Source organism: Paraburkholderia sp. J8-2, from assembly GCF_905220195.1.
Lineage (GTDB): Bacteria > Pseudomonadota > Gammaproteobacteria > Burkholderiales > Burkholderiaceae > Paraburkholderia.
Map to the genome: position 1 here is coordinate 96,658 of NZ_CAJMZA010000013.1, position 17,806 is coordinate 114,463.

Here is a 17,806-nt window from a genome sequence, read left to right on the forward strand (position 1 = left end):
TTTGCGCCCGACTCGCGTGACCTGCGAAAATCTGGACGGCCGCGCCCGATGTGCGTGGGCGCAGTACCATTTTGAGGCGCACCTCGTGCATGTTTGCGCGTGCTCGTGCGAGTAGAGGGGCCGTGCGCTTGCCCGAGCTGGCGCGGCCCGATGTTCCCTTTTTTTGCCGATCCGATCCGACATGAATTTCCCGCTGCCGCCGCAGGGCCGACGCAACCGGGTGTTTCCGCCAAGCCCGCCCACGCTGCATAGCCTCGCCTCCGTCATTACCGGGGTGGTCGTGGTGTGCGGCCTGTACTTCGGGCGCGCGGTGCTGATTCCCATTACGCTCTCGGTGCTGCTGAGCTTTCTGCTGGCGCCGCTCGTGACCACGCTGCGGCGCATCCACGTGCCGCAATTCCTCGCTATCCTCGTTGCGGTGCTTTCCACCGTGCTCGCGCTCGCCGGCGTGGGCGCGTTGATCGCCGCGCAGGTCTACCAGCTTTCTGCTTCCCTGCCGCAGTATCAGGAGGAGATCGAGCAGAAAGTGCAAACGGTGCAGGAAAAGACGGTGGGCCGCGCCGATTCGCTGATGTCGCGCGCCGCTACCACCCTGCAGCGCATTACGCCCACGCCGCCGCCCGCGCCGCCGCAGCCGCGCGGGCGCGCGGCGCGCAACCAGCCGCAGCAGCCCATGCCGGTGGAGATCCACAACCCCGCGCCCACGCCGCTCACGCTCGCGCAAAAGGCGCTTGCGCCGGCTATCGCGCCGCTCGAAACGACCTTCATCGTGCTCGTGGTGACGATCTTCATCCTGTTCCAGCGCGAGGACCTGCGCGACCGGCTCATTAGCGTGTTCGGCTCGGACGACCTGCACCGCACCACGACCGCCATCAACGACGCCTCGCAGCGGCTCTCGCGCTACTTCGTCGCGCAAGTCGGTGTGAATGTCACAGTAGGCGGGGTGATCGCGCTCGGGCTGGCGGGCATTGGCGTGCCGGGCGCGCTGCTGTTTGGCGCGGTGGCGGCGCTCATGCGCTTCGTGCCGTACATCGGCATCTGGATCGCCGCGATCATGGCGACGCTCGTCGCCGCGGCCACGCAGCCGCAATGGACCATGGCCGTCACGACGCTGATCTTCTTCATCGTCGTGGACGTGGTGGCCGGCCAGTTCGCCGAGCCGATGCTCTATGGCCGGCGCTCGGGGCTTTCGCCGCTCGCCGTCGTGGTGGCGGCGATTTTCTGGAGCTGGCTGTGGGGGCCGGTGGGGCTCGTGCTTTCCACGCCGCTCACGCTGTGCATCGTCACGCTCGGCCGCTACGTGGACCGCCTGAACTTCCTCACGATCCTGCTGGGCGACCAGCCCGCGCTCACGCCCGCGCAAACCTGCTACCAGCGCCTGCTCGCGGACGATCCGCACGAGGCGCTGCTGCAGGCCGACCGGCTGCTCACGACCATGCCGCTCATCGACTACTACGAGCAGGTGGTGTTCGAGGGCCTGCGCTTCGCGCGCAACGACGCCTTGCGCGGCGTGCTGCCCGCCGAGCAGGTGGCGCGCATCAACCAGGCGTTGCTCGACATTGTCGAGGACCTCGAATCTGTAGACGATTCGCGCCACGCCGCAGCCGGGGACGAGAGCGCGAAACGAGCCGCCGAGGGCGCGGACGAAGGCGCGAGGGTCATTGAATTCACGCTCTCGCCGGACGCGGGCGAGGTGCTCTGCGTACCCGGGCGCGGCGCGTTCGACGACGTGGCGGTGGCGATCATCGGCCAACTGCTCATGCGCCGCAATATTCCGTGTACGGCCACCACGTACGACGAAGTGCGCGCCACGCGCGGGGCGATGATCGATGAGCGCTCGCCGGCTATCTGCGTGGTGTCGCTCGACGCACCCGAGTCGCCGCCGTACCTGCGCAACCTCGTGCGGCGCCTGCGCGAGCGCGCGCCCGGCGCGACCATCGTGGTGGGTGTGGGCGCGGCGCTGCGTGACGAGGGCGCAGGCATTGCCGACGACCCCGGCACGCTCTTTCCCACCTCGCTGCGCACCCTCGTGGAGGAGTGCGGCGTGGCGCTCGTGCCGCCGCAAGCGCCGCCGCCCGAAAAGAGGGCGCCAAGCCCGGATATGCAGGATCAATACAGCGCCGGCGCGAAATTGTGACAGTCATGCCAGTGTCACATTGAACCTCGAATATATGCGGCCCTGTGCCCCCTGGTTGCGGCATGAGAGTTACTGGGAGACAACATTGCTGAGCCCTAAGGAATTCGCCACGCTGATGCTGGTCCGCCATTCGCCGGACCAGATCGACATGAATCGTCAGGAACTGGACACGCTGCTCGAGCGTCAGCTCGTCGCGCTCGAGCACTGGACGGAAGGTCATCGCCGGCTTGCGCTCACGATTGCCGGCCGCTCGCTGCTCGAAGCGGTCGGGCGGCTGGATTATGTGACGGGCCTGCCCGAAGGATTCGGCGACGAGCGGCTCGCCGCCGGTCTCTGACGCCTTCGCAGTCAGCCTGCGCACGGCCCGGCTAGATGCCGGGCCGTATTCTTATGCAAAACACATCTCTACGCGTGTGTTTATTGAGGCATGCCAGGCAAATGTGTGCTTTTGCCCACGTCTGACGTTGCGATCGCCTTGTGTCCCCCAAAAGACGCTGATAGGCTTGTTCGGTCCGCTGGCGGCATCGAGAAAACGCCAGCACACCCTGTCGTACGGAATGGTTCCGGCAGGCGTTTTCCTGTACGGGTATTTCCCCATCGCCCGGCTGGGTGGCGCTCGTCAAACTGACTCCATCCTCCAGAGTCTTTCCCAACTCACCTACCCCCTAAAGCAAAAGGAGGATCTATGGCAAAGCGTATTGCCTACGTGACCGGCGGCATGGGCGGCATCGGAACGGCCATCTGCCAGCGTCTGCACAAGGATGGCTACACGGTGGTCGCGGGCTGCGGCCCGAACTCGCAGCGCAAAACGCGCTGGCTCGACGAGCAAAAGGCGCTGGGCTACGAGTTCGTCGCCTCGGAAGGCAACGTGGCCGACTGGGACTCCACGGCTGTCGCGTTCGAGAAGGTGAAGAAGGACGTCGGCGAGATCGACATTCTGGTCAACAACGCGGGCATCACGCGCGACGTCGTCTTCCGCAAGATGACGCACGAGGACTGGATCGCGGTGATCGACACCAACCTCACGAGCCTCTTCAACGTGACGAAGCAGGTGATCGACGGCATGATCGAGCGGGGGTTTGGGCGCGTGATCAACATTTCGTCGGTGAACGGGCAGAAAGGCCAGTTCGGTCAGACGAATTACTCCACGGCCAAGGCCGGCATTCACGGCTTCACCATGGCGCTCGCGCAGGAAGTGGCGACCAAGGGCGTGACGGTCAATACCGTTTCGCCCGGCTATATCGGCACGGACATGGTCAAGGCGGTGAAGCCCGAAGTGCTCTCGAAGATCGTCGACAGCATTCCGGTGCGTCGCCTCGGCGAACCGTTGGAGATCGCCTCGATCGTGGCGTGGCTCGCGTCCGACGAATCAGGCTTTTCGACCGGCGCGGACTTCTCGCTCAATGGCGGTTTGCACATGAGCTGAGTGTTGCCGCGTCTGCTTGCGCGGTGATGGTGAGCACAACGAAGTGATCTGGCGGGAGCGGCGTGGAGCCGGCTCCCGCTTCGCATTTTGGGGTGCCGGTTTGTGTGACGTCTGGCTGGATGGCGAAAGAAAAACGCGCCGGGAGCGGGCTCCCGGCGCTCAATTTCGACTCTGCGTGGTCCCCGACAGTTAGGGGCAGGGTATGGGGCCTGGCAGGAGGACGATCCGCAAGTCATAGGACCGGCTGCCTTGCTCCATAAGTGAAATAACGGCCGAGCGCGCCGTGAGTTGAGTGCGTGGAAACCCAGGGCGCGTTCGCGTAGCGAGGCGCACGCAGTGCTGCCTAGTCCAGTGCGAAATCCGCGGGGGCTGCCGGCTCCTTGTCGTAGCGGAATACGTTCAAATCGTCGTACTGGATGGCGGGCCTTCTGCCTGAAATCAGGTCGGCGAGAAGCTGTGCCGAACCGCAGGACATGGTCCAGCCAAGCGTGCCATGGCCCGTGTTCAGGAAAAGGTTGGGCACGGCAGTGCGGCCGACAATGGGCGTGCCGTCTGGCGTCATTGGCCGCAGCCCGGTCCAGAACGTCGCCTTCGATGTGTCGCCGCCGCCCGGGAACAAATCGTTCACGCACATTTCGAGCGTCTCGCGCCGCGCCTCGCGCAGGCGCTTGTCGAACCCGACGATTTCGGCCATGCCGCCCACGCGAATGCGTTTGTCGAAACGGGTGATGGCGATTTTGTAGGTCTCATCCAGGACAGTCGAGACCGGCGCGCGAGCCTCGTCGACGATAGGCGCCGTGATGGAATACCCCTTGAGCGGGTAGACCGGAATCTTGACGAGGCCCGACAGGAAGCTCGTCGAATAGGAGCCAAATGCGACAACGAACGCATCCGCATGGATGAGCTTGGTCCCATGGCGCACGCCAACGACTTTGCAGTCTTCGACAACGAGGGTATCGACTGGCGTGTTGTAGCGGAACGTTACGCCTGCCTCTGCGGCGAGCGCGGCAAGCCGGGTCGTGAACAGCTGGCAGTCGCCTGTTTCGTCGCCGGGCAGGCGAAGGCCGCCGGTTAGCTTGTGCGACGTTGCAGCGAGCGCAGGCTCAACCCGCGAGAGTTCGCTTGCGCTCAACAGCTCGTAGGGAACGTTCGCCTCTTTCAGGACGGAAATGTCTTTGGCTGCGCCGTCGAGCTGCTGCTGCGTGCGGAAAACCTGTAGCGTGCCGCCGGTTCGTCCTTCGTACTGGATACCCGTTTCAGCGCGCAGTGCCTGCAGGCAGTCGCGGCTGTATTGCGCAAGCCGCACCATGCGGTTCTTGTTGATCGCATAGCGCTCGGCGGTGCAGTTCTGCAGCATCTGCCACATCCACTGAAGCTGGAACTGCTTGTCCGCGTCATCCGGGCGGATGGCGAGTGGCGCATGCTTCTGGAACATCCACTTAACGGCTTTGAGCGGAACGCCGGGTGCCGCCCATGGTGCTGCATAGCCTGGAGAGATTTGCCCGGCGTTCGCGAAGCTCGTCTCAAGCGCGGGACCTTCCTCGCGGTCGATGACAGTGACTTCGTGACCGGCACGCGCCAGATAAAACGCGCTAGTCACACCGACGACCCCGCTACCCAATACCAGGACTCGCATACCCGTCCTCTCCCCAGCCCGTAGTGAATGACCGCCGCCGGTGTTTGATCTGGCAGTCGATAACTGGATGCTAGCGACATATGCACAGTTTTCAATAATGTTTGGTCGCCTATTTCTGGTTGAAATTGCTATGCCGACTGGATGAAAAGTCATTAATGTTTCCAAACCTGTTCCCGGCATGGATGGCGTGGAATAGAAAGAGAATTGTTTGAAAAACGCGAGAACAGTATTGCTGGCAATCGCGACAAATGAATCGATATGTGCATATACACTCTAACCCATCGCAGTCGCGGGGAAGTGAGCCAGTTCCGCGGCTTCGGCTTCTGTCACGTCGGACAACCAGCAATCGATGCGCTTTCCAATCCTTTTTGGGGTCAATCATGTCCAAGCTCTTTTCTGAAGTCAAAGTCGGTCCTTACACGCTCTCGCACCGAGTCGTTCTAGCGCCGCTCACCCGTATGCGTGCTGAAAGCGGTGCGATACCCGGCCCGCTCATGGCGGAGTACTACGCGCAGCGCGCTTCGGCCGGCGGGTTCCTGATTAGCGAGGCCACCATCGCTGCGCCGAACGGCAACGGGTATCTTGGTGCGCCGGGTTTGTACGACGACAGCCAGATTGCCGGCTGGAAGCGCGTGACCGATGCAGTCCATGCAAAGGGCGCGAAAATCTTCCTTCAGCTGTACCACGCTGGGCGCCAGTCGAATTCGGAATTGCAACCCGACGGTGGGCGTCCGGTTGGCCCCTCGGAAGTGCCTCATGGCGGTGTCGCATACACGGACGCCGGCTGGGTTCCGAATACGCCGAATCGCGCACTGGAGACTCACGAAATTGCGGGCATCGTCGAAAGTTTTCGCGCGGCGGCAGCACGCGGCGTCGCGGCAGGCTTCGACGGCGTGGAACTGCATGCCGCAAACGGCTATCTGTTTGACCAGTTCCTGCAGGACGGCAGCAACAAGCGCACGGACATCTATGGCGGTTCGTTCGAAAACCGCGCCCGTCTGCTGATGGAAGCCACTCGTGCTGTTATTTCGGTGTGGGGAAGCGACAAGGTTGCCGTGCGCCTTGGGCCGAGCGGGTCATGGGGCGACATGTCGGATAGCGACCCTGTCGGCCTGTTCACGTATGTGGCAGAAGAACTTGCGAAGCTGAATCTCGCGTACCTGCACCTCATCGAGCCCCGCATTCTCGGCAATGTCGAAAACGAGAGCGCCAATCCGGATCCGGTCGCGGCTCAGATGATTCGCAAGCACTATGCGGGCACCATCGTCGCGGCCGGCGGCTTCGACGGTGAAAAGGCCGAAGCGATCCTGAAGGCCGGCGATGCCGATCTGGTGGCATTCGGTCGCCACTTCATTGCGAATCCCGACCTTCCAGAGCGGCTGCGTCGCAATCTATCGCTCAACCCGTACGACCGCCCGACCTTCTTTGGCGGCACGCAAATCGGTTATACGGACTACCCGTTCTATCAGTCTGAGGCGGAAGCTGTCGCCTGAAATGCGAGCTTGTATGGGCGGATGCGCGGACGCATCGGAGCACCGGCAGGCACGCTCGTCAATTGCGGGAACTCGGCGCCATATTGGGCTCGTTTCGGGCAATTGGTTAATGCCTGCTACGTCTACACTGGTTGTCATGGAGCGAGACGTTGGCTCCATCCCGGGATTCCCCTCCTGCGGTCGAGTTGGACCATACCGTGTACCCGTTGCAGTACAGCAGTCCCGCAGCAGTAGTCGTGTCTGGCAGAGCTTAACCGGTTATTGTCGAAGTACCATGCTGTTGAATCGATGAGGAGTGCAGGGAAATACGTTGTTGAAGTGCAGGGCAACACGTAGTTGAAGAGCAGGGCAGCATGCAGTTGAAGTACCGCGTCATCCAGCACTATGTCATTGCAGGTCCAGGCCGCTTACATCGGAACGGGTGTAAGCGGCCGTTGTTCGTTGCTACGTGCCGAGTGCCTGTTTCCTTTCGATCATTGATTCGCTGCGCCATTAGCGCTACCTTTACGTCTATCCTGGTCGTCGAGTTCCGGTCAACGAGAGGAGAATCGTTTCGTGAAGAGAGCGTGGGCTTTCCCCTGCATCGTTGCCTTGAGCGCGATCCTCTGTGGATGCGGCAAGGAGAGTTCGCGAAACGCCACGGAGGCATCGGGCGCGTCTGCAAGCCAGGCGCCGGCTCAGCCAACGCAGGGCGCAAGCGGCACACCCGCCGCATCGGGCGCGCAAGTAGCGGGCACGCTGGGCACCATCACCAGGACACAGTTGCCGGCGGAAGGAACCGAGACGCTACGGCTGATCAAAGCGGGCGGGCCCTTCCCTTTCGCAGACGACGGCGTGTTGTTCCGCAACAGCGCCGCTTTGCTGCCGAAGCATCCACGTGGCTACTACCACACATACACGGTTCGCACCCCTGGCATGACGGACCGCGGGCAGCGCCGGATCGTGTGTGGTGGACCGCGCAAGCAGATTGGCGACTGTTATTACACCGAAGATTACTACGCCAGTTTCAAGCGCATTGCGGAGTGAAGCGGGACTCTGATCTTCGTGAAGGGCTATTGTTTCAGCGAAAAGGGCCCTGGCGGCGAATGGCAACGGCTACGCCAGTCGCAAATCCCACAACACATCCAGGACGTGTTGCGTGGAACGCTCAACGTACCCCGCACGATATGCAATACCGAGCCGTCGCCACAAGGCTGGGCGCAGCGCACGCATGACGATGCGCTTGTCGGGCAGTGGCGTCGTGGCCTCATGTGGCAACAGCGCGGCGCCGTAACCTGCCGCTACCAGACTCTTGATCGCGTCGTTGTAGTTGAGCTGAATGCGCGGCGCAGGATGATGCCCTGCGGTCGCGAACCACTCCGCGGTCAGACGCGAGAGACGCGTGGTCGCGTCATTGAGGATGAGCGGTTGGGTGGCGAGCCATTCAGGCGTAACGCGGGCCGGACACCGCCAATGCGCCGGCACGAAGGCCATCACAGGATCGCGGCGCCAGGGCTTGATCACGAGTCCGGCCACCGGCGGCTGAGGCAGCGCGATCAGCCCGACATCCAGCGTTCCCTCCACCAGCCGGGACAGGGTTTCTTGCGAAGTCAGCACGGCAATTTGAATGTCGATGGCGGGATGGTGCTCGCGCAGGACCTCGAGCGCTTGCGGCAGCAGGTGCGCGATCACGCCCGTGGACGCGCCGAGCCGCGCACGCCCTTCGAGCCCCTCTACCTGGCGCTGGATATCGTCTAACGCCTGCTCCGCGTCGGCCAGCAGCCGGCGCGCGCGTTCCACCAGCACTTCGCCGATAGACGTCGGCCCCACATGTCCGCGCTTGCGTAACAGGAGCGGAGCCCCAATGCGGTCTTCGAGTTCCGCGATATGAAGGCTGACCGTTGGCGGCGCCAGGTGCAATGCGCGCGCCGCATCGGCAAACGAACCACGGTCGGCAACCGCGACCAAAGTGCGCAAGCGGTCCAGGCTGATCTCTCGCATGACGGCGTCCAGATTCAGAAAAGCTGAATGTTTGCGTTATGAAATTCAACTTTCTCTATTCTAGCCGTCCGCGCAACATAGGGGCTCGCTTTACCCGATACAACCCATAGTCAGCGGAGTCATGCACGTATGAGCTCTCCCGTAGTTTTCATCGACGGCGACCAAGGCACCACCGGGCTGCAAATCCACGAGCGGCTGCGCAACCGGACCGACATCAGACTGTTCACGCTAGACGCTGCGCAGCGCAAAGATTCGCGGCGTCGCGCAGAAGCCATCAACGCCTGCGACATCGCCATCCTCTGTTTGCCGGACGCCGCGGCGCGCGAGGCAGTGGGCGCCATTGTCAATCCTGCCGTCCGGGTGATCGACGCGAGCTCCGCCCACCGCACGCAGCCGGACTGGACTTACGGTTTTCCGGAAATGACGCCGGGGCAGGCTGAGCAGATTGCGAACGCATGTCGGGTCACCAATCCCGGTTGCTATCCGACCGGCGCAGTTGGCCTGCTGCGCCCGTTGGTGCAGGCCGGGCTCATACCGGACAATTACCCGATCAGCATTCACGCGGTATCCGGCTACTCCGGACGCGGGCGCGCCGGCGTGGAGGAGCATGAGGGGCCGCGAGCGGCCGACGCGCCTTCCTATCAGGTATATGGTCTCGAACTCGCGCACAAGCACACGCCGGAGATCCAGCAGCACGCCTGCCTGGCGCAGCGTCCCATTTTTGTTCCTGCGTATGGAGCGTTCCGCCAGGGCATCGTGCTGACGGTGCCGCTGGCGCTGCGGCTGCTGGCACCGGGCGTGGATGGCGGCACGTTGCACGCTTGCCTCGCACGCCACTATGCCGGGGTCCCTCACGTACGCGTTCTGCCGCTGCACGAATCGAGCGCCTTGAAACACCTGGACCCGCAAGTGCTGAACGGTACGAACGACATGCACTTAAGCGTTTTTCATGACGTGGAACACGAGCACGTCCTGCTGTCCGCGGTCTTCGACAATCTTGGCAAAGGCGCATCCGGGGCTGCGGTCCAGAACCTGGACCTCATGCTCACGCGGCAGTAGTGGCCGATGGCTTGCGCTAGCGTTCGGCCGCGCGTGCGCCGTGCGGCCATTGCTTCGTCAGGCTCTTGTGGGCGGTCGTAAAAGCGCACCGGGAGGCGCGCTTGTTCTTCTCGCGACTCAGCGATCGGCTTGCCGCTGCGTGAGATAGCGTTCGAGCGCATCCATGCTGCCACCCCAACCTTGAGACATGCTGGCGTGCGAAGCGTCAAAGATGGCTTCTTCGGCTTCGCTGGCGTCCAGCGCGCGCCATTCGAGGCGCATTAGCGTGCCACCTGCGACTTCGCTAAGCGTGGTTGTCGATAGCGTATACAGCGGCCACTCGCTGGCCATGGGGTGTCGCGTCACGCCACCCTCTGCGTCGCTGAATTGCACGACGACCACGATGCGCTCGGGGGGCGTCAATTCGCGGAACGTCCACTTGCCCCACATGGCAGAGGCGTCGGGCGCGCCGCTCGGCTTCATCGCGTAGTGAAAGACGCCGCCGACACGCGCGTCCACCGTGCAGTGGGACATTTCCATTCCCGGCGGGCTCATCCATGCGGCAAGATGCCGGGCTTCAGTCAACGCGGCGTACACGAGTTCCCGCGGCGCGGAGAAGCGGCGCTCAAGGATGAAGGGTGCGGACACTTTTTCAGTCATGGTTGCGGGGCTTCCTGGTACGGGGTGAAGAAACGTTGGTGGTCTTCGCGTTGGGCTTCTTGGGTGCGTCCTTGACCTGCGCCTGTTGCAGTTGCTGCAGGTAGCTGTCGAGCTGGTCGAGGCGCTGTTCCCACAGCGCGCGATATTGCAGCGCCCAGTCGGCCGCCTCCTTTAGCGGCTCAGCCACAATGCGACAAGGCCGGAACTGACGGTCTCGTCCTTGCGTAATCAGTCCTGCATGCGCGAGAACACGCAGGTGCTTGCTGATTGCCGGCGGACTCAAGTCGAAGGGCTTGGCCAGATCGCCTACCGTCGCTTCGCCTTGCGCCAGCCTCGCGAGGATGGCGCGGCGCGTCGGGTCGGCCAACGCAGCGAAGGTGGCACTCAGGTGATCCGATTCCAATTACTTTTCCGTTTGTTTAATTAACCGATTGGCGAAGTATAGATGGCGCCGATTTTCGATGTCAATCTGGATCGGCAATTCGTAACCGCCTGCTCGCGAATCTACCCCCTTGCGGCAACGGCAATGCCCCAGCAAATCAGCAGCGCTCCCTGCGCGAAAGGAAGCCATCGCACTTGCGGAAGCATTTTTTCGAGCATCACGTAGATCGACAGCACGGCAATCCAGAGCACGTTCATCACGCCAAATACGAAGAGGAGCGTCATGAGTAGTCCGCAGCAACCTACGCAATACGCCCCATGACGAAATCCCATGACCCAGGCGCCGAAGGTGCCGTCGCGCCACTCGGTTAGAAGAAAGCCGAGCGGGGACACGCACCTGGCAAGGCACGCATGCTTCGCAGGCGTCAACTGGAAGACCCCGGCAATGACCAGAAGAGCGCCTGCAAGCCACGGCGTCGCGCTCACCATCATCGGCGTAACGAGTCGTGCCTCGAGCAAGCCCCACTGCACGAGCGTCGCAAAGAGGCTGAAGCCGGACCAGACGGCGAGGTAGCCGAGAACGAACACGCTAGTCTGCACGTATGGCCGATGTTGCCCGCGACGCCGGCTGCTCATGGACGCGAAACCCAGCACCGTTGGCACGATGGACGGAAGCATCATGGCGGCCATCATGACGGCCCACATCGCCAGGACCAAAAGCAGGTCGATGGTATGCCAATGTGTCATGCGCGGCATGATGGCCATGGTCGCACCTACCTCCATGTGCTCCATGCCCCAGCTCATATACAGGAGGTAGGCCCACGCGAGCGCTGCGGCAGCCGTGAGCCCGGACAGCGCGACCGCCTGGTCGCGCCGCGGCCACCATCGCGTCGCGCGCGTACCCAGCAAGCCAGGTTCAGTCATGGTAGACGAACGGAGAATAAAAGCCGTTTCGGTCCGAGATTTCTCTGGTGAATCCGTGGTCAGTGAAGCGAAATTCCTTCGATTTTCCGATGACCGCCGCGAACCCCGGGACAGGCGTAAGCGGGTGATTGCTGATCGTGACGTCGCCACCGTCCTGACCCGCCAAGGCTTCGATTTCCATGGCTGCCACGTCGGGAATGTGGAGGCTGCGACGCTTCCCGTCCTGCTGATAACTGATGGCGGCCGGCCTGACGCCCATGACCTCGCCAATCATCGGGCCGAGCGCCGAAAGCGGTCCGCCGGCCTGACCGGAAAATATCTTGCCCAACACGTCGAGTTGCTCAGATGTGCCGCGTTCGTCCAGGTAGAGGGCGACTCTCCACTTGTTTTGCAACATGTGGCCCGGCGAATACGCAAACAGGGCAATGTTGAGGCCGTCCAGCGTCACGGCGGCGAACTTCCCCTGATCGATGTGCCAGCCGATCAGCACCGCGCAGTCTCCATCCGAAGGCGGTCCCAGGCAAACGCAACTGCAAGGGGCATAGCAATTGCAGCTCTCGAAATACGTACCGGCAACCTTCCAGCTCTCGGCCATTGTCTTCACCTCCGACGTCGGTCACGGACAGGATGTGCTCGCGTTCGGGCACGGAACATTCGCGCGCGTGAATATCGACTCCGGCACACCGGATCAAGCTTGCGAATTCCTTAAAGTCTAGGTCGAAACGGTCCAGGGTGAGCGTGCTTCATGCCTCGAGCTTTTTCGCTACTGCAGAAGCGGTGTATGTCCGCAAACAAGCTTGTCCTATTCACAATGGTGCGGGAGAAGCGCCAATTGAGAAAACCGGATGGGACGCCGGCACGGGGTCAAACCGTCGCCACGAGAATCGACTCCCCACTCGCCGGCCTCAGGCCATCGCTACGGCCTGCGAAATAACGCGCGGTGAGATCCGCGGTCGAAACATGCCGCGCATCGCGCAATCCCGCAACGCGTGCGAGCGCAAGCATCTCGTCCGGCGCAAAGAAGCTCACGAACGGCGTGCCCGCCGCCCGCGCGCGTTCATACACTGCGGCATGCTGCGAGCGCTCGGGCTCGTCGATGAGCTCGAGCGGCAAAAGAAACGTCATGACGAGCGTCGAGCCCGGTGCGAGCTGCGCGATCTGGCGCAGTGTCGCGAGGTTGGCTTCACGCGTGAGATACATCGAGACGCCTGTCGACGCGATCACCGCGGGGCTCGCGGCATCGAACCCGGCCGCGGCGAGCCGTTCCCACCATGTCTCGCCAGCTTCGAAATCCACCGGCACGAAGCGCAGCCAGTCCTGCTCGCGAAACCCCAGCTCCATGAGCCGCTGACGCTTCCACGCCTGCGTGCCCGGCTTGTCCACTTCGTACACGTGCAGGCGCGAGGCGATCTCGGGATGGCGCTGCGCGAACGTGTCGAGTCCCGCTCCGAGAATCGCGTACTGTTGCGCGAGACCTGTTGCGGTCTGCTCGGCCACGAGGTCTTCGACGAAGCGCGCGCGCCCGACGATCGAAGCGCGATACCCGCGCGTGCCTTCGGGGTGCATGTCGGGCCGCTCGCGCCAGTTCGATGCGGGCGCGGCGATCTGCATGCCGGTTTCGTCTTCGAGCACGTAGGGCGCGTCGTCGACCTGGACGTGCAGCGCGCGCCACAGCGCGACGCGAATGGCAGTGCTGTCGGGAGCGGCGCTCTGGCTGGCGGTCATGGTTCGGTCCTCTGCGGCGGGTTTCGTCGCACGATTATCGCGCGCCGGGCTCCCGGCGGTGGGCCCCGTAAATGTCGGCGCTCACTTGCCGCAACGCCTCGATCATCACGCTCGCCGCAGGCGTGAAGAGGCGGTCCGCGCGCGTGATGATGCCGAAGTCGTCCATCTGGCAATCCATCGGCACGGGCAGGATCGCGACCATGCCGTGCGCCGCGTAGTAGTGCGCCACGTCTTCGGTGAGCACGGCGATCATGTCGCTTTGCTCCAGCACGCGCGTGATGAAGAGCAGCGCGGGCGTTTCCACCACGTTCGACGGGGGCGCGAGGCTCGCGCGCTGGAACATCAGCTCGAAGCGATGGCGCAGCACGCTGCCCACCGGCGGCACGACCCACGTGGCGCGCGCGATATCGGCGAGCGCGATCGGGCGGGCTTCATCCGCGGCCTGCCCGAGCATCGGATGCCCCGGCCGAACCACGGCGCATACCGGCTCGCCCGCGAGCGGCTCGTAGCGCAACTGAAGCTTGTCGTGCTCGGCGGAAAGGCGGCCCAGCACGACGTCGAGCTTGTCTTGCGCCAGATGTTCGAGCAGCACGTTGCTGGCGTCGATCTCCACGGAAACGCGCAGGTTGGCATGTGTGCGCTTGACCGCCGCGACGGCGGCCGGCAGCACGCGCACGCCCGGCGAGGTGATCGCGCCCACCGCCACGTGGCCAAGGCGCCCCGCCTTGAGCGCGCTCAGTTCCTCCTGCGCCTGGTCGAGGCTGCCCAGCACGGCGCGCGCGTGGCGGATCAGGGCGTCGCCATACAGCGTGGGCCGCATGCCGCGCGGCATGCGCTCGAACAGCACCGCGCCAAGCATGTCCTCGAGCTCGCGCAGGAGCTTCGACGCGGCGGGTTGCGTCATGTTCAGCGCCGCCGCCGCGCGGTGAATGTTGCCTTCCTCGGCCAGCGCCACGACGAGGAGCAGTTGCCGCGTTTTCAGCCGCGTGCGCACGTACCAGGGGCTTGTATCGAGCATGTCTCCACCTGATTTCCCAAATAGTTTTAGGTGTTTATACCAATGCCGATTTCGATATCGGAAGCGTCCATTTTTTCATTAGAAGGTTATCAGACTTCTCCCTAGACTGTGCCGAATCCATCGCCCGGATGCATCGGCGAACTACCCGCTCCACAAGACGAACACGATGTCGGATACCAAACCCAAACTGCGCTCCCAACAGTGGTTCGGCACCACGGACAAGAACGGCTTCATGTACCGAAGCTGGATGAAGAATCAAGGCATTCCCGATCACGAATTCGATGGTCGCCCGATCATCGGCATCTGCAATACCTGGTCGGAACTCACGCCCTGCAATGCGCACTTCCGCAAGCTCGCGGAGCACGTGAAGCGCGGCATTTATGAAGCCGGCGGCTTCCCGGTCGAGTTCCCGGTGTTCTCGAACGGCGAATCGAACCTGCGCCCCTCGGCCATGCTCACGCGCAATCTCGCCTCCATGGACGTGGAAGAGGCGATTCGCGGCAACCCCATCGACGCCGTCGTGCTGCTGTGCGGCTGCGACAAGACCACGCCCGCGCTGCTGATGGGCGCCGCGAGCGTGGACGTGCCCGCCATCGTCGTGACGGGCGGCCCGATGCTCAACGGCAAGCACGAAGGACGCGACATCGGCTCGGGCACGGTGGTGTGGCGGCTGCACGAGGAGCTGAAGGCGGGCGAGATCGACCTGCACCAGTTCCTTTCGGCCGAAGCGGGCATGTCGCGCTCGGCCGGCACCTGCAACACCATGGGCACCGCCTCGACCATGGCCTGCATGGCCGAGTCGCTGGGCGTTTCGCTGCCGCACAACGCCGCGATTCCGGCTGTGGATGCGCGCCGCTACGTGCTCGCGCACATGTCGGGCATCCGCATCGTGCAGATGGCGCTGGAAGACCTGAAGCTCTCGAAGGTCCTCACGCGCGAAGCGTTCGAAAACGCCATTCGCACGAACGCGGCCATTGGCGGCTCGACCAACGCGGTGATCCACCTGAAGGCGATTGCGGGCCGCATTGGCGTGGACCTCGAGCTCGAAGACTGGCAGCGCGTTGGCCGAGGCACGCCGACCATCGTCGATCTGCAGCCTTCGGGCCGCTTCCTGATGGAAGAGTTCTATTACGCGGGCGGGCTGCCGGCGGTGCTGCGCCGGCTCGGCGAAGCGAACCTGCTGCCGCATCCGGGTGCGCTGACGGTCAACGGCAAGTCCATCTGGGACAACGTGCGCGAAGCGCCCAACTACAACGACGAAGTGATTCGTCAACTCGACAACCCATTGATTGCCGACGGCGGCATCTGTATCCTGCGCGGCAATCTTGCGCCGCGCGGCGCGGTGCTCAAGCCTTCGGCGGCGACGCCCGAGCTGCTCAAGCATCGCGGCCGCGCCGTGGTGTTCGAAAACTTCGACCACTACAAGGCGACCATCGGCGACGAATCGCTCGATGTCGACAAGGACTCCATCCTCGTGATGAAGAACTGCGGCCCGCGCGGCTACCCCGGCATGGCCGAGGTCGGCAACATGGGTCTGCCGCCCAAGCTGCTGCGCCAGGGCGTGAAGGACATGGTGCGCATTTCGGACGCGCGCATGAGCGGTACCGCTTACGGCACGGTGGTCTTGCACGTTGCGCCCGAAGCGGCGGCCGGCGGCCCGCTCGCGGCCGTGCGCAACGGCGACTGGATCGAGCTGGATTGCGAATCGGGGCGCCTGCATCTCGACATCAGCGACGAGGAACTCGCGCGCCGCTTGAGCGATGTCGATCCGGCGGCCGCGCCTGGCGTGGCGGAGCAACTGGGCAAGGGCGGCTACGCGCGTCTGTATGTCGATCACGTGCTGCAGGCCGACGAAGGTTGCGATCTCGACTTCCTCGTGGGCAAGCGCGGGGCGGGCGTGCCGCGGCATTCGCACTGAGCGGTTGAGGCGCTGAGGCAGGGCGCGCCGGCGCCCTGAGCGCGCGGAGTCAGCAAAGGCGCGCGCCGGCGAGAAGACATGCAGAGTTAGGAGACACGATGACAAATCCGCAGGTGCTGCAACACGATCAGCCCGCTGCGCTGGCAAGCGCCAGCAGCGAGGAAAAGCTCATCGTCGGCCATATCGCGCGCCGGCTTCTGCCTTTTCTCGCGCTGATCTACGTGGTGGCGTACGTCGACCGCACCGTGGTCGGCTTCGCGAAGCTGCACATGAACGCGGCTGTGGGCCTTTCCGACGCCGCCTATGGCCTCGGCGCCGGTCTCTTCTTCATCGGCTATTTCCTTTGCGAAGTGCCCAGCAATCTCGCGCTCGCGCGCTTCGGCGCACGCGTGTGGTTCGCGCGCATTCTGTTCACGTGGGGCGTGATCACGATGCTCATGGCGCTCGTGAGCGGCCCGAAGAGCTTCTACACGTTGCGCTTCCTGCTGGGCGCGGCGGAGGCGGGGTTCTATCCGGGCATTCTGTATTTCCTCACGCAGTGGTTTCCCATGCGCCACCGCGCGCGCGTGATCGGCTTGCTGGTGCTCGCGCAGCCCATTGCGGGCATCATCACCGGGCCGATTGCGGGCGCGCTGCTCGAAACGCACGGCTTTTTCGGCATGTCGAGCTGGCAGACGCTCTTCGTCGTGAGCGGCCTGCCCGCCGTGCTGCTGTGCATTCCCACGCTGCGCCTGCTGCCCGAGTCGCCCGCGCACGCGCGCTGGCTCGACGACACCGAGCGCCGCTGGATCGAGCGCGAACTCGCCGCCGACCACCGCGCCTACAGGCTCGACACGCACCGCAACCCGTTCAGCGCGCTCAAGGACCGCCGCGTGCTGCTGCTGGCGCTGCTGTTCCTGCCGTTTCCGCTGTGCATCTATGGTTTGTCGCTCTGGTTGCCTACCATTATCAAGGCGTTCGGCGTGAGCGATTCCACGGCCGGTCTGCTCTCCGCGGTACCGTATCTGTTCGCGGTGGTGGGCTTGCTGAGCGTGCCGCGCCATTCGGACAAGCATCGCGAACGCTATGGCCACATTGCCGTGGTCTCGGGCGTCGCGGCGCTGACGATGGCCGCGAGCGCGTGGTTTCACGCGCCGGCGCTGCAATTGCTGTTCATCTGCCTGACCGCTTTCTCGATCTACTCGATTCAGGCCGTGGTTTGGGCGCTGCCCGGCGAGTTCCTCACCGGCGCGAGCGCGGCCGTGGGGATCGCGACGATCAACTCGCTCGCGAATCTCGGCGGCTATCTCGGCCCCTATGGCATCGGGCTCATCAAGGACGCAACGGGCAGCCTGGCGGCCGGGCTTTACTTTCTCGCGGCCACGCTGGTGTTCGCGGTGCTCGTGACGTTCGCCGTGCGCGCGGTGCTGCGCACGCCCGGGCGCGGCACGGCAGAGCTGGCGAGCGAATCGTGAAGGCGCGGCCTGACAC

The 17,806-nt window shown here is 63.8% G+C and carries 16 protein-coding genes; 8 read left to right on the forward strand and 8 right to left on the reverse strand.

The window, feature by feature from the left end; genetic code table 11:
* Window positions 1-181 precede the first annotated feature (181 nt).
* The 3 genes from U5A52_RS25370 to U5A52_RS25380 all read left to right on the forward strand — a co-directional run bounded on the left by U5A52_RS25370 (window position 182) and on the right by U5A52_RS25380 (window position 3,563).
* Window positions 182-2,137, forward strand: a complete 1,956-nt coding sequence (locus U5A52_RS25370; protein ID WP_321914079.1) for an AI-2E family transporter — start codon at window positions 182-184, stop codon at window positions 2,135-2,137.
* 85 nt (window positions 2,138-2,222) lie between these two features.
* Window positions 2,223-2,474 (forward strand): hypothetical protein, encoded by a 252-nt coding sequence (locus tag U5A52_RS25375; protein ID WP_321914078.1) that lies wholly within the window; start codon window positions 2,223-2,225, stop codon window positions 2,472-2,474.
* A gap of 348 nt (window positions 2,475-2,822) precedes the next feature.
* Window positions 2,823-3,563: a 3-ketoacyl-ACP reductase gene (locus tag U5A52_RS25380; protein WP_321914077.1), complete on the forward strand. Its 741-nt coding sequence runs from the start codon at window positions 2,823-2,825 to the stop codon at window positions 3,561-3,563.
* A 343-nt stretch (window positions 3,564-3,906) separates the two neighbouring features.
* Here U5A52_RS25380 and U5A52_RS25385 read toward each other — a convergent pair whose 3' ends face one another.
* Entirely contained in the window at window positions 3,907-5,199 is a 1,293-nt protein-coding gene (locus U5A52_RS25385) for a D-amino acid dehydrogenase (RefSeq protein ID WP_321936663.1), read from the reverse strand.
* 380 nt (window positions 5,200-5,579) lie between these two features.
* On the opposite strand from U5A52_RS25385, the gene U5A52_RS25390 reads away from it, so the two are divergent.
* The gene (locus tag U5A52_RS25390) at window positions 5,580-6,692 is read left to right on the forward strand and encodes an alkene reductase (RefSeq protein WP_321936712.1); all 1,113 of its coding nucleotides are present in this window, start codon (window positions 5,580-5,582) and stop codon (window positions 6,690-6,692) included.
* Window positions 6,693-7,247: 555 nt separating this feature from the next.
* Window positions 7,248-7,718 carry a ribonuclease gene (locus U5A52_RS25395; RefSeq protein WP_321914074.1) on the forward strand — a complete coding sequence of 157 codons (471 nt, stop codon included), beginning with the start codon at window positions 7,248-7,250 and terminating at the stop codon, window positions 7,716-7,718.
* Between the two features lie 69 nt (window positions 7,719-7,787).
* Here the strand turns inward: U5A52_RS25395 and U5A52_RS25400 are convergent, their stop codons facing one another.
* The gene (locus U5A52_RS25400; protein WP_321936664.1) at window positions 7,788-8,672 is read right to left on the reverse strand and encodes a LysR family transcriptional regulator; all 885 of its coding nucleotides are present in this window, start codon (window positions 8,670-8,672) and stop codon (window positions 7,788-7,790) included.
* Window positions 8,673-8,801: 129 nt separating this feature from the next.
* On the opposite strand from U5A52_RS25400, the gene argC reads away from it, so the two are divergent.
* Window positions 8,802-9,731: an N-acetyl-gamma-glutamyl-phosphate reductase gene (gene argC, locus U5A52_RS25405; protein ID WP_321936665.1), complete on the forward strand. Its 930-nt coding sequence runs from the start codon at window positions 8,802-8,804 to the stop codon at window positions 9,729-9,731.
* Between the two features lie 117 nt (window positions 9,732-9,848).
* Here the strand turns inward: argC and U5A52_RS25410 are convergent, their stop codons facing one another.
* The 6 genes from U5A52_RS25410 to U5A52_RS25435 form a co-directional block, all read right to left on the reverse strand.
* Window positions 9,849-10,370, reverse strand: a complete 522-nt coding sequence (locus tag U5A52_RS25410; RefSeq protein WP_321914071.1) for an SRPBCC domain-containing protein — start codon at window positions 10,368-10,370, stop codon at window positions 9,849-9,851.
* Window positions 10,363-10,773 carry a metalloregulator ArsR/SmtB family transcription factor gene (locus tag U5A52_RS25415; RefSeq protein WP_321914070.1) on the reverse strand — a complete coding sequence of 137 codons (411 nt, stop codon included), beginning with the start codon at window positions 10,771-10,773 and terminating at the stop codon, window positions 10,363-10,365. Before U5A52_RS25415 ends, U5A52_RS25410 begins: the two co-directional genes overlap by 8 nt.
* A 101-nt stretch (window positions 10,774-10,874) precedes the next feature.
* Window positions 10,875-11,675 (reverse strand): DUF2182 domain-containing protein, encoded by an 801-nt coding sequence (locus tag U5A52_RS25420; RefSeq protein ID WP_321936666.1) that lies wholly within the window; start codon window positions 11,673-11,675, stop codon window positions 10,875-10,877.
* On the reverse strand, window positions 11,668-12,270 hold the full coding sequence (locus U5A52_RS25425) for a DUF1326 domain-containing protein (protein ID WP_321914068.1): 603 nt from the start codon (window positions 12,268-12,270) through the stop codon (window positions 11,668-11,670). Before U5A52_RS25425 ends, U5A52_RS25420 begins: the two co-directional genes overlap by 8 nt.
* A gap of 269 nt (window positions 12,271-12,539) precedes the next feature.
* Entirely contained in the window at window positions 12,540-13,400 is an 861-nt protein-coding gene (locus tag U5A52_RS25430) for a class I SAM-dependent methyltransferase (RefSeq protein WP_321936667.1), read from the reverse strand.
* A 34-nt stretch (window positions 13,401-13,434) separates the two neighbouring features.
* Window positions 13,435-14,418, reverse strand: a complete 984-nt coding sequence (locus tag U5A52_RS25435) for a LysR substrate-binding domain-containing protein (RefSeq protein ID WP_321936668.1) — start codon at window positions 14,416-14,418, stop codon at window positions 13,435-13,437.
* 166 nt (window positions 14,419-14,584) lie between these two features.
* Between U5A52_RS25435 and U5A52_RS25440 the strand changes: the two genes are divergently transcribed.
* Window positions 14,585-16,336 carry an IlvD/Edd family dehydratase gene (locus U5A52_RS25440; protein ID WP_321914065.1) on the forward strand — a complete coding sequence of 584 codons (1,752 nt, stop codon included), beginning with the start codon at window positions 14,585-14,587 and terminating at the stop codon, window positions 16,334-16,336.
* Between the two features lie 98 nt (window positions 16,337-16,434).
* Window positions 16,435-17,790, forward strand: coding sequence for an MFS transporter (locus U5A52_RS25445; RefSeq protein WP_321936669.1), 1,356 nt, complete (start codon window positions 16,435-16,437; stop codon window positions 17,788-17,790).
* The last annotated feature ends 16 nt before the right edge of the window (window positions 17,791-17,806 follow it).

Excerpts from the sequence above, each read along its gene's own strand:
- U5A52_RS25420 (WP_321936666.1), bottom strand. The coding sequence starts at position 11,675 with ATGACTGAACCTGGCTTGCTGGGTACGCGCGCGACGCGATGGTGGCCG.
- U5A52_RS25400 (WP_321936664.1), bottom strand. The coding sequence starts at position 8,672 with ATGCGAGAGATCAGCCTGGACCGCTTGCGCACTTTGGTCGCGGTTGCC.
- U5A52_RS25385 (WP_321936663.1), bottom strand. The coding sequence starts at position 5,199 with ATGCGAGTCCTGGTATTGGGTAGCGGGGTCGTCGGTGTGACTAGCGCG.
- argC (WP_321936665.1), top strand. The coding sequence starts at position 8,802 with ATGAGCTCTCCCGTAGTTTTCATCGACGGCGACCAAGGCACCACCGGG.
- U5A52_RS25430 (WP_321936667.1), bottom strand. The coding sequence starts at position 13,400 with ATGACCGCCAGCCAGAGCGCCGCTCCCGACAGCACTGCCATTCGCGTC.
- U5A52_RS25440 (WP_321914065.1), top strand. The coding sequence starts at position 14,585 with ATGTCGGATACCAAACCCAAACTGCGCTCCCAACAGTGGTTCGGCACC.
- U5A52_RS25390 (WP_321936712.1), top strand. The coding sequence starts at position 5,580 with ATGTCCAAGCTCTTTTCTGAAGTCAAAGTCGGTCCTTACACGCTCTCG.
- U5A52_RS25380 (WP_321914077.1), top strand. The coding sequence starts at position 2,823 with ATGGCAAAGCGTATTGCCTACGTGACCGGCGGCATGGGCGGCATCGGA.
- U5A52_RS25445 (WP_321936669.1), top strand. The coding sequence starts at position 16,435 with ATGACAAATCCGCAGGTGCTGCAACACGATCAGCCCGCTGCGCTGGCA.
- U5A52_RS25410 (WP_321914071.1), bottom strand. The coding sequence starts at position 10,370 with ATGACTGAAAAAGTGTCCGCACCCTTCATCCTTGAGCGCCGCTTCTCC.
- U5A52_RS25425 (WP_321914068.1), bottom strand. The coding sequence starts at position 12,270 with ATGGCCGAGAGCTGGAAGGTTGCCGGTACGTATTTCGAGAGCTGCAAT.
- U5A52_RS25370 (WP_321914079.1), top strand. The coding sequence starts at position 182 with ATGAATTTCCCGCTGCCGCCGCAGGGCCGACGCAACCGGGTGTTTCCG.
- U5A52_RS25435 (WP_321936668.1), bottom strand. The coding sequence starts at position 14,418 with ATGCTCGATACAAGCCCCTGGTACGTGCGCACGCGGCTGAAAACGCGG.